Source organism: Geodermatophilus sp. SYSU D00079, assembly GCF_054050635.1.
The window spans coordinates 1-10,803 of the sequence record NZ_JBJGZS010000052.1; the positions used below are offsets into that span (position 1 = coordinate 1).

Consider the following 10,803-nt stretch of genomic DNA (forward strand, 5'->3'; position numbering starts at 1 on the left):
GTTGAGATCCAAAGCCGTGCGCCTGCGCCCGGGCCACAACACCGCCGCAGCCCCCGGCCCCGCCGGGCCGCGCGCCCCCCCCCCCCCCCCCCCCCCCCCCCGCGTCCGGGTGCGTGCTGGTGGGGTCTGTCAGCCGGTGAACTGACCGCCGGCCGGGTGGATCATCTGACCGGTCACGAAGGAGGACTCCGACGACGCCAGGAACAGGCAGGCCGCCGCGATCTCGGCCGGCGTGCCGAGGCGGTTCATCGGGGTGATGCTCATGGCCAGGTCGTAGGCGGCCTGGTTCTGCTCGATGCCACCGATCATCGGCGTGGCCGTGTAGCCCGGGCCCACCGCGTTGACCCGGATGCCCGTGGTCGCGAGCTCCAGGGCCATCACCTTGGTGAGCATCCACGCCCCGGCCTTGGAGACGCAGTAGGGCGAGGCGCCGGCGAGCGGGATCCTGGCCGCGCTCGAGGCGATGTTGACGATCGAGCCGCCGGTGCCCTGGGCCAGCATCTGCCGGGCCAGCGCGCGGCCGGTCATCATCAGGCCGGTGACGTTGACGTCCAGGACCCGCTGGAACGCCGCCACGTCCAGGTTCACCACGTGGGTCGCGTCCTTCTCCGCCACCCGGGTCTGCACGTTGCTGGGACCGGTGGCCGTGGCGATGCCCGCCGACGCGACGCCGACGTCCACCCGGCCGAACTCGGCCACCGCGGCGGCGACGAGACCGTCGCAGTCGGCCTCCACCGTGGTGTCGGTGCGCACGTAGACCGCGCGGCGGCCGGCCTTCTCCACCAGCCGCAAGGTCTCGTCCCCCGGGCCGATGTCGCCGATGACGATGTCGGCGCCCTCCTCGGCGAACCGCTCCGCGGCGGCCTGTCCGATGCCGCTGGCCCCGCCGGTGATGACCGCGACCTTGCCTGCCAGTGCTGTGCCCATCTGGACTCCTCTCCCGTGGTGCGGGTGTGGCCGCGCGCGGCCACGGGAGTCCCCGGGACCGGGCGCGCGGGCGCGACGGTCACCGGGAGGTCCGGCGACCGGTGGTGCGGTGTGGGTACCGCTCAGTCGGCGACGACGACGACCTTGACCGAGCCGTCCACGGCGTGCTGGGTCTCGAACGCCTCCTCCACCCGGCTCAGGGGCACGCGGTGGGAGACCAGCGGCGCCACCTGCACCTCACCCTCGGCGAGCAGCCGGAAGGCCTCGGCCGAGTCCGGTGGCGTGTAGGCGAAGCTGCCCAGCAGCCGCAGTTCCTTCTGGGCGACCGTGTTGAGGTCCACCCGCGGCGTCGAGCTGGTGAGGCCGGCGATCGAGATGGTGCCGGCCGGGGCGGTCAGCTCGGGCAGGACGTCGAGCACGGGCAGCGCTCCCGAGCACTCGAAGACGGTGCCGACGGAGCCGCCCTGCTGGTACGGGGAGACCGTCGTCCCCCAGCGGTCGAGGACGTGCTGGCGGAGGTCCTCGGAGCGGGAGTCGAGCACCGCGGCCCCGGTCGCCGCCGCGACGGCCAGCCGGGGCGGGGACACGTCCACCCCCAGGACGTCCGTGGCGCCGTACGCCTGCAGCACCCGCAGGACGCACTGGCCGATCGAGCCCAGCCCGGTGACCAGGATGGGGCCGTCGAGGTCGGGGGCGGCCGACCGCACCGCCCGCGTCGCCACCGACAGCGGCTCGAGGAAGGCCCCCTCCTCGAAGGAGAGCGAGTCCGGCATCCGGTACAGCTGCCGGCCGAGCGCCGCGCGGGGTACCAGGACCCGGTCGCTGAGCCCACCCCGGGCACTGTTGCTCAGGTCGGCGCACAGGTTGGGGTGCCCGGCCGAGCACTGCGGGCACACGCCGCAGGGGCCCATCGGGATCACCGCCACCCGGTCGCCGACGCCGAGCCCCGCCACCTCGGTGCCCACCCCGCTGACCGTCCCGGCGAACTCGTGGCCCATCGGCGCGCCCTCGGTGATCCACGCGCCCTCGGCGTAGGCGTGCACGTCGGAGCCGCAGATCCCGCAGGCCTGGACGTCGAGGACGACGTCGGAGGGGCCGGGCCGGGGGTCGGGGACCTCGTCCAGGGAGATGGTGCGGATGCCCTTCCACCGTGCTGATCTCACGCCGGCCTCCTCAGCTCACGGCCGCGGCGTGCGGCGTGGTCAGTTCCCGGACCGACGCCCCCGCCAGCTGCGGCCCGGTGGTGTGCAGGTGGCAGGCGACGGCGCCGGAGCCGATGGTCGGGGTGGGCAGCGGGACGACCGTCCGGCAGATGTCCATCACGTACTTGCACCGGGTGTGGAAGCGACAGCCCGGCGGCACCTTGGAGGGGTCGGGCGGGTCACCGGCGAGCACGATCCGCTCCCGGCTGCGCTGCAGCTTGGGTGAGGGCAGCGGGACCGCCGACAGCAGCGCCTCGGTGTACGGGTGCGCCGGGGCGTCGAAGACCCGGTCGACGTCGCCGTGCTCGACGATCTGCCCGAGGTACATGACCGCGACCCGGTCGGAGATGTGGCGGACCACCGACAGGTCGTGGGCGATGAACAGGTAGGTCAGGTCGCTGTCCCGGGAGAGGTCCTCCAGCAGGTCGATGACCTGGTTCTGGGTGGAGACGTCCAGCGCGCTGACGGCCTCGTCGAGGACGAGGATCTTCGGGTCCGCCGCGATCGCGCGGGCGATGGTGATGCGCTGGCGCTGGCCGCCGGAGAACTCGTGCGGGTAGCGGTACATGTACTCCGGGGGCAGCCCCACCCGCTGGAGCAGCATCCCGACCCGCTCCACCGTCTGGGCCCGGGTGAGGTCCAGGTGCACGTCGATCGGCTCGGCGATCGAGTCCAGGACCAGCATGGACGGGTCCAGGGACGAGTAGGGGTCCTGGAAGACCATCTGGATGTCCTTGCGCGCCTTGCGCAGCTTGTTCGCCGGCAGGCCCAGCAGCTCCTGTCCGGCCAGCTTCACCGAGCCGCCACTGGGCTCGACGAGACGCATCAGCCCGCGGGCGGTGGTGGACTTGCCGCAGCCGGACTCGCCGACCAGGCCCACCGTCTCCCCCGGGTACAGCTGGAAGCTCACGCCGTCCACGGCGCGCAGCTCCACCCGCTCGCGGAACATCTTCTTCCGCGGCGAGAAGGTGACCTGCAGGTCCCGGACGTCCAACAGCGGCTCGACTCTGGCCACGTCTCCTCCTGGCAGCCTCGTCGCCACGCCCTGCGGTCCGGTGCCCTCGCCCGACCTCGGCAGCTCGGTCATGTGGTCCCCCGCAGGGTCAGCTCGGGGTGCCGCAGGCACCGGGTGGTGTGGGTGGGGCCGACCTGTTCCAGCTCGGGCGCGTGCCCGTCGGTGCACTGGTCCCGCACGTAGGAGCAGCGCGGGTGGAAGCGGCAACCGCTCGGGAACGCGCCCACCTGCGGCGGGTGCCCGGGGATGCTGACCAGCGCCTCGGTGACCTGGTCCATCCGGGGCATCGCCGCCAGCAGGCCCTCCATGTACGGGTGCTGCGGGTTCTCGAACAGCTCGTCCAGCGGCGCGCCCTCGACGATCTGCCCCGCGTACATGACCAGCACCCGGTCGCAGACGTCGGCGACGACCCCGAGGTCGTGGGTGATGAAGATGACCGACATCCCGTGCTCGCGCTGGATCTCGCGCAGCAGCTCGAGGATCTGCGCCTGCACGGTCACGTCGAGGGCCGTGGTCGGCTCGTCGGCGATGATGATGTCCGGCGTGCACGCCAGGGCGATGGCGATCATCACCCGCTGCCGCATCCCGCCGGAGAACTCGAACGGGTACTGGCCGAACCGCCGGGCGGGGTTCGGGACGCCGACCCGGTCGAGCAGCTCGATGGCCCGGGCCTTCGACGCCTTCCGCGACAGCCCCTCGTGCCGGCGGAGCACCTCGGCGATCTGGTCGCCGACGGTGAAGGCGGGGTTCAGGCTGCTCATCGGCTCCTGGAAGATCATGGCGATCTTCGGCCCGCGGATGTCGGCCATCTGGCGCTGGTCGAGCGCGGTGAGGTCCTGGCCCAGCAGCCGCAGCGTCCCGGCACGGACCCGGGTCTGCCGCGGCGGCATCAGGCCGGCGATGGCCAGGCAGGTGACGCTCTTGCCCGACCCGGACTCCCCGACGATGCCCAGGGTCTCGCCCCGGCCGAGGGTGAAGGAGACGCCGTCGACGACCGTGGCCCAGCCGTTCTCGGTGAGGACCTCGACGACGAGGTCCTCCACCTCCAGTGTCGTGGTGGCCGCCGTCCTGGCCACCGGCAGTGTTCGAGTCATGTGCCCAGTCCTTCCTGTGCTCCGGTGATCAGGACTCGGTGCGCTCTTCACGGCCCAGGGCGTCGCGGAGGCCGTCGCCCAGGGTCACGAAGGTGAAGACGGTCAGGGCGATCAGCACGCCCGGGAAGAGGCCGAGCCACGGGGCGCGACCGAAGTAGAGGAAGCCCTCGCGGATCATCGAGCCCCAGCTCGCGTCGGGCGGCTGGACGCCGAGCCCGAGGAAGCTCAGGCCCGCCTCGGACAACATCGCGTAGCCGGCCGTCACCGCGATCGCCACGGTCAGCGGGGACAGCGTGTTCGGCAGGATGTGCCGCACGATGATCGTGCGCGTGCGCGTCCCGATGCTGCGGGAGGCCTCGACGAAGGTCTCCTCCTTCAGCCCGATCACCACACCGCGGACCAGCCGCAGGAACCGCGGCGCCAGCAGGATGCCGACGGCGATCATCGCGTTGCGCAGGCTCGGGCCGAGCACGCCGACCAGGGCGATCGCCAGCAGCAGCGGCGGGAAGCTCATCGCCGCGTCGTTGAGCCGCATCACGATCATGTCGAAGCGCCCACCGAGGAACCCGGAGAGGAACCCCGCGGGGACGCCGATGACCATGGCGACGGCCAGCGCCAGCACGATCGCCAGCAGCGACACCCGGGTGCCCACGATCAGCCGGCTCAGGATGTCCCGGCCCAGCTGGTCGCTGCCCAGCAGGTACCCGTCGCTGAAGGGCGGCAGCAGGACGCTGCGCAGGTCCTGCTGGTTGGGGTCCGCCGGGGTGATCCACGGGGCGATCACGGCGATGAGCACGAGCACGCCCAGGACGCCGAGCGCGATGACCGCGCCGGTGTTCTTGGCCACCCGCCGTCGGAAGTTGGACCAGGCGCCGCCGCGGTGGCGGACCGTCGGGTGTGACACCGCGGCCACGTCGGTGCCGGCGGGGAGGCCGGCCGCGGCAGGGGAACCGGGGGCCACGGACAGCTCGGAGGTCGTCGGGCCGGTCTGGGACTGGGTCATCGTGGCCGCACCTTCGGGTTGAGATAGCCGTAAACGAGGTCGACGAGCAGGTTGCAGACCACGGCCACCAGGACGGCGATGAGCACGATGCCCTGGATGACCGGGATGTCCCGCGTGGTCACCGCGGCGATCGCCACCTGGCCGAGACCGGGGACGCCGAAGACCTGCTCCACCAGCACCGCCCCGCCGAGCAGTGCGGTGATCTGCAGCCCGAGCACGGTCACCAGCGGGACGCTCGCGTTCTTCATGACGTGCTTGCCCACGACCATCCGGCCGCGCAGGCCCTTGGCCCGCGCCGTGCGGATGTAGTCCTGCTGCAGGACGCCGATGATCGAGCCGCGCAGCTGCCGGGTGCTCTCCGCGGCGCCGGCGATCCCGAGCGTCAGCGCCGGGAGGACCAGGTGGGTCAGCCAGCCCACCGGGTCCTGCGCGAACGGGACGTACCCGGTCGCCGGGAGCCAACCCAGGGTGAGGCTGAAGATGAGCACGAAGACCAGGCCCAGCCAGAACGACGGCAGCGCGATGCCCAGCGAGGAGCCCAGCGTGGCCACCCGGTCGATCCAGGTGCCGCGTCGCAGTGCGGAGACGATGGCCGTCGGCACCGCGATCACCAGCGAGATGAGCAGCGCCGCGCCGGCGAGCGCGATCGAGACGGGCAGGGCGTCACCGATCGAGGTGGCCACGGCCCGGCTGGTGTACAGCGACGTGCCCAGGTCCCCGGCCATGGCACTGGTCACCCAGTCCCAGTACTGGACGAGCAGTGGTCGGTCCAGCCCCAGTCGTTCGCGGATCGCCGCGACCTGCTCGACCGTGGCGTCCGGCCCGGCGATCGTGACCGCCGGGTCGCCCGGGATCAGCAGTACCAGGCCGAACACCACGAAGGTCACGAGCACCAGGACCGGAATGGTGGTCAACACCCGTAGCAGCAGGAATCTCAGCACAGATCCACCACCCCATCGTCGGAAGTAACGGGCGGCTGATCGCGTCGCGAGGCCTCGGACGGCGCACCGCGCCCTCCGGGTCCGCGGGATCGGACCTGCCCCGGCGTCTCAGCCAGGAGGTGTCGACACGACCCAGGGGTGTGACGACGGCCACGGACGTTAGGCGGTCTGTGACTCGCGTCGCAACGGCCCGTTCCGCTTTCGTCGGAAATCGACCCGGGAACGATGACCGCCGGCCCTCGGACGGCCGACAGTGTGGAGCGATGCCCACCTGAAACCCGGTGGGATGTGGGTCACTCCCCATTGATCGTCTCTGTGCCCCGCTCGACAGTTGGCCCCACGACGCCTCGGTGGTCAGCGCGGGATCGCTGGCCCACCGAGGACGCGGAACCCCTGGGGCGGTGGCACCGCCCGGCCTCGCACGCCGGCGGTCCGCCGTGCCTGCGACCCCCTACACGCGGATCGACGGGCCCCTCGGGGACCCCGTGAGAGGAGCGGACCTCGATGTCGACCACGACGGTCAACGGGATCTCGATGCACTACGAGGTCAGCGGCGACGGCCCTCCCCTGCTGCTCATCGCCGGCCTGGGCTCCAGCTCGATCGCCTGGACCGCCGCTGCGCCCCGCCTCCGCGAGAGCTTCACCGTCATCACGGTCGACAACCGGGGCACCGGGCAGACCGAGGTGCCGCCGGGCCCGTACGCGATCGACGACCTCGCCGACGACACGGCGGCGCTGGTGGAGTTCCTCGGCCTGGGTCCGGTGGCGGCGGTGGGCTGGTCCCTCGGCGGCTCGGTGCTCCAGTCGATGCTCATCCGCCACGGCGACGTGCTGTCCAAGGCGGTGCTGCTCAACGCGTTCCCCTCCTACACCGCCGTCCAGCACGCCTGGCTCGACACCGGGCTCGCCCTGCGGCGCAGCGGCGCGGACCCGGTCTCGATCGCCATCACCGGCATGCCGTGGGGGTTCACCCCGCGGCTGGTGAGCGACCACGCAGCGGTGACCGCGCAGGCGGAGCTGTCCCGGCTCGACCCGCACCCGACCACACTGGCCGGCTTCGAGGCCCAGGCGGCCGGGCTGCGCGTCTACGACTCCCGGCCGGACCTGCCGTCGGTGCGCACGCCCACGCTGGTGCTCACCGGCGCGGAGGACGTGCTGACGCCGGTGTCGCAGTCGGTCGAGATCGCCGAGCTCATCCCGACCGCGACGCTGCAGGTCCTGCCGCGCGGCGGCCACGGCATGGTCCTGGAGTACCCGGACGACACCCTCGCCGCCATCACCGCGTACCTGACCGGGAAGGCCGCGTGACCCCGTCCGGGGCCGGCCGCCCCGGGCGCACGCGATGCCGCACGGCACGGTGACCGCCCAGCCGCCGGCCCGCACGACCCCTGCGCGCCGGGAGAGCTGAGCCGTGGCGAGGCCAGTGACCGTCGAGACGGGGCACGCCGCGCCGGCCGTTCCGGAGGTCAGGCACCGGGGGCTGTTCCTCGCCCTCATGTGCAGCGTGCAGTTCATCCTGCTGGTCGGCGGCACGGTCGTCGTCGTCTCGCTCCCGGCCATCCGCGCCGACCTCGACCTGACGCCGGCCCAGCTCCAGTGGGTGCTGACCGCCTTCAGCCTGACCTTCGGCTGCCTGCTCCTGTTCGGCGGACGCAGCGCCGACGTGTTCGGCCGGCGGCGGCTGTTCCTCGCCGGCCTGTTCGTCTTCACGCTGGGCTCGCTGCTGTGCGCGATCGCCTCGGACGCCGGGCTGTTGATCGCGGCGCGCGCGTTCGCCGGCATCGGCGCGGCCATGGCCTCGCCCGCGGCGATGTCCCTGCTGACGACGGTCTTCGTGGCGCCGCGGGAACGCAGCGCGGCGCTGGGCATGTGGGCGGCGATCGGTGCCTTCGGCGCGACGCTGGGCAACGTGATCGGTGGCGTCCTCACCGACACCGGTGGCTGGCGCTGGGTCTTCCTCGTCAACGTGCCGGTGTGCCTGGTGGCCTTCGTGGTGGCGTTCTTCGTCGTCCCGGCCATCCGGCCCGAGCACCGCCACCGGCTCGACGCGGTGGGCGGCCTGCTGGTCACCCTCGGGGTGGCGGCGCTCATCCTCGGGCTGACCCAGCTGCAGGTGTACGGGCCCGAGGTGTGGACCTGGCTCACCCTGGCGGCCGCCGCGGTCCTGGTCGGGTTGTTCGCGCTGTCCCAGGCCCGGGGCGCCGACCCCCTGCTCCCCCTGGGCATCTTCCGGCACCGCACCTCCTTCGCGTTCCTGTTCGTCCTGCTGACCGCCGGCGTCGGCATCGGCGCGTACTACACCAGCTCGCTGTTCATGCAGGAGACGCTCGGGTGGTCGGCACTGCGCGCGGGGTTCGCCTTCGTGCCGTGGGCCGCCACGGTGGCCATCACCGCGCGCCTGGTCTCCCACAACACCCACCGGTTCGGCCCGCGACTGCTCGTCCCCGCCGGGCTCGCCCTGTGCGCGGCGGGGGCCGGTCTCCTCGCACTCGCGCTCGACGACTCCACCGGCTACGCCGCCGGCCTGCTGGTGCCCTTCCTGCTCCTCGGCCTCGGCAGCGGGGCGATCAACGTGACGTGCACGGTGACGGCGCTGTCGGGCATCCCGGGCCACCGGCACGGGGTCGGCGCGGGAGCCCTCAACAGCACCCAGGCCCTGGGCGGCACCCTGTCCATCGCGATCGTCGCCGTCCTCACGACCATCGCCACCCAGCGGTCCGTGGCCGGCGGTGGGAGCCTGACCGGGAGCGCGCTCGCGGGCCAGCGGTTCGCCCTCCTCGTGGTGGCCGGTGTCGCCCTGGCCGGCGCCGTCCTGGCCGCCATCGTGCTCCCGCGCCGGCTGGCGGGACCGCCCCGCAACGACGAGGACGTACTCCTGGCCCGGCCGCCCGCAGCGCCCCTGCCGTGACCACCGGCCGCGCACCGGGTGCGCGCGGCCGCGACCGAGGAAGGCAACGAATGACGACGACGGCGGACCTGGACGCCCTCTCCTTCGAGCCGCTGACGCCCGTCTCCTACCTGGACCGGGCAGCCGCGGCGCACGGGGAGCGCGTGGCGGTGGTCGACGGCGACCAGCGCTGGACCTACACCGAGCTGCACGACCGGGCCCAGCGGCTGGCCGGCGCCCTGGCTCCCCTCGCACAGGGGCGGCCCGTGGCGGTCCTGGCGCCCAACACCCACGTGCTGCTCGAGACGAACTTCGGCGTGCCCTGGGCGGGGGTCCCCCTGGTCGCGATCAACACCCGCCTCTCGGCCGGGGAGATCGCCTACATCCTGGAGCACTCGGAGTCCGCCGTCCTGGTGCACGACCCGGCGTTCGACGAGGTGGTCGACGCGGCGCTGGCGCAGATCGCGGACCCGCCGCGCCGGATCCGGGCCGGCAGCCAGTACGAGGAGCTGCTCGCCGGGGCCGCTCCCCTGGCCCTGCGGCCGGACGACGAGCGGTCGCTGCTGTCGATCAACTACACCTCGGGCACGACCGGGCGGCCCAAGGGCGTGATGTACCACCACCGGGGCGCGTACCTGCAGGCCCTGGCGATGGTGGCGCACACGCAGCTGTCGCCGTCGGCGGTGCACCTGTGGACGCTGCCGATGTTCCACTGCAACGGCTGGTGCTTCCCGTGGGCGGTCACCGCGGCCGGCGCCACGCACGTCTGCCTGCCGAAGGTCGACCCGGCCGAGGTGTGGCGGCTGATCCGCGCCGAGGGCGTCACCCACCTGGAGGGCGCCCCGACGGTGCTGTCGATGCTCGCCTACGCCGAGGAGGCGGCCCCGGTGGCCACCCCGGTCCGGGTCGCCACCGGGGGAGCGCCGCCGAGCCCGGCGATCCTGCGCCGGATGGAGGAGCTGGGGTTCGAGGTCACCCACCTCTACGGGCTGACCGAGACGTTCGGCCCGGCGATGATCTGCGACTGGCGCCCGGAGTGGAACGACCTGGACCAGCAGGCCAAGGCCCGGCTGCGCGCCCGGCAGGGCGTCGGGAACATGATCTCCTGCACCGCCCGTGTGGTCGGCTCCGACGGGCAGGACGTCCCCGCCGACGGCGTCTCGGTCGGGGAGATCGCCCTGCGCGGCAACAACGTGATGCTGGGCTACCTCAAGGACGAGGAGGCCACCCGGAAGGCGGTGCCGGACGGCTGGTTCCGCACCGGCGACCTCGGCGTCGTCCACCCCGACGGCTACGTGGAACTGCGCGACCGCAGCAAGGACGTCATCATCTCCGGCGGGGAGAACATCGCCAGCGTGGAGGTCGAGCAGGCCATCGCCGAGCACCCCGCCGTCCTGGAGGTCGCGGTCGTCGCCGCCCCGGACGAACGCTGGGGCGAGGTGCCGGTCGCCTACGTGACCCTGCACGGGAACGCGGCGGTCACCGAGGCGGAGATCATCGAGCACGTCCGTGGGCGGCTGGCCCGCTTCAAGGCACCGAAGGCCGTGGTGTTCGGTCCGCTGCCGAAGACCTCGACCGGCAAGGTCCAGAAGTTCCGCCTCCGGGACGAGGCCCTGGGCCGCCGCTGACGCGCCGCCACCGCCCTGGCGGGCGGGGGGGGGCCCCCGGCCCGGGGGGGGTGTGGCGGCGTGGCCAAACTCCGGCGGGGGGTGGGCGTTCCGCGGGCCGGGGGGG

Annotated in this window: 9 protein-coding genes; 3 read left to right on the forward strand and 6 right to left on the reverse strand. The window is 73.1% G+C overall.

All coding sequences use genetic code 11. The features are described 5' to 3' along the window. Positions 1-129: 129 nt before the first annotated feature. The 6 genes from ACI79E_RS22115 to ACI79E_RS22140 form a co-directional block, all read right to left on the reverse strand. Entirely contained in the window at positions 130-927 is a 798-nt protein-coding gene (locus ACI79E_RS22115) for an SDR family NAD(P)-dependent oxidoreductase (RefSeq protein ID WP_456934734.1), read from the reverse strand. A gap of 122 nt (positions 928-1,049) precedes the next feature. Then, positions 1,050-2,090, reverse strand: a complete 1,041-nt coding sequence (locus tag ACI79E_RS22120) for a zinc-dependent alcohol dehydrogenase (RefSeq protein ID WP_456934735.1) — start codon at positions 2,088-2,090, stop codon at positions 1,050-1,052. A 10-nt stretch (positions 2,091-2,100) separates the two neighbouring features. Next, entirely contained in the window at positions 2,101-3,144 is a 1,044-nt protein-coding gene (locus ACI79E_RS22125) for an ABC transporter ATP-binding protein (RefSeq protein WP_456934736.1), read from the reverse strand. Between the two features lie 68 nt (positions 3,145-3,212). Continuing rightward, positions 3,213-4,238 carry an ABC transporter ATP-binding protein gene (locus ACI79E_RS22130; protein WP_456934737.1) on the reverse strand — a complete coding sequence of 342 codons (1,026 nt, stop codon included), beginning with the start codon at positions 4,236-4,238 and terminating at the stop codon, positions 3,213-3,215. A 28-nt stretch (positions 4,239-4,266) separates the two neighbouring features. Then, entirely contained in the window at positions 4,267-5,241 is a 975-nt protein-coding gene (locus ACI79E_RS22135; protein WP_456934738.1) for an ABC transporter permease, read from the reverse strand. Next, entirely contained in the window at positions 5,238-6,182 is a 945-nt protein-coding gene (locus tag ACI79E_RS22140; RefSeq protein WP_456934739.1) for an ABC transporter permease, read from the reverse strand. The genes ACI79E_RS22135 and ACI79E_RS22140 overlap by 4 nt, the downstream gene beginning before the upstream one ends. A gap of 504 nt (positions 6,183-6,686) precedes the next feature. Here ACI79E_RS22140 and ACI79E_RS22145 point away from each other — a divergent pair. The 3 genes from ACI79E_RS22145 (at position 6,687) to ACI79E_RS22155 (ending at position 10,697) form a co-directional block, all read left to right on the forward strand. Next, entirely contained in the window at positions 6,687-7,490 is an 804-nt protein-coding gene (locus ACI79E_RS22145) for an alpha/beta fold hydrolase (protein ID WP_456934740.1), read from the forward strand. 115 nt (positions 7,491-7,605) lie between these two features. After that, a complete protein-coding gene (locus ACI79E_RS22150; RefSeq protein WP_456934741.1) occupies positions 7,606-9,090 on the forward strand; it encodes an MFS transporter in 1,485 nt (494 codons plus the stop codon). 50 nt (positions 9,091-9,140) lie between these two features. Continuing rightward, a complete protein-coding gene (locus ACI79E_RS22155) occupies positions 9,141-10,697 on the forward strand; it encodes an AMP-binding protein (RefSeq protein ID WP_456934742.1) in 1,557 nt (518 codons plus the stop codon). Positions 10,698-10,803 lie beyond the last annotated feature (106 nt).

What these genes read in the sequence shown, in the direction of transcription:
- ACI79E_RS22130 (WP_456934737.1), bottom strand. Translation starts at nt 4,238, where the DNA reads ATGACTCGAACACTGCCGGTGGCCAGGACGGCGGCCACCACGACACTG.
- ACI79E_RS22155 (WP_456934742.1), top strand. Translation starts at nt 9,141, where the DNA reads ATGACGACGACGGCGGACCTGGACGCCCTCTCCTTCGAGCCGCTGACG.
- ACI79E_RS22115 (WP_456934734.1), bottom strand. Translation starts at nt 927, where the DNA reads ATGGGCACAGCACTGGCAGGCAAGGTCGCGGTCATCACCGGCGGGGCC.
- ACI79E_RS22145 (WP_456934740.1), top strand. Translation starts at nt 6,687, where the DNA reads ATGTCGACCACGACGGTCAACGGGATCTCGATGCACTACGAGGTCAGC.
- ACI79E_RS22135 (WP_456934738.1), bottom strand. Translation starts at nt 5,241, where the DNA reads ATGACCCAGTCCCAGACCGGCCCGACGACCTCCGAGCTGTCCGTGGCC.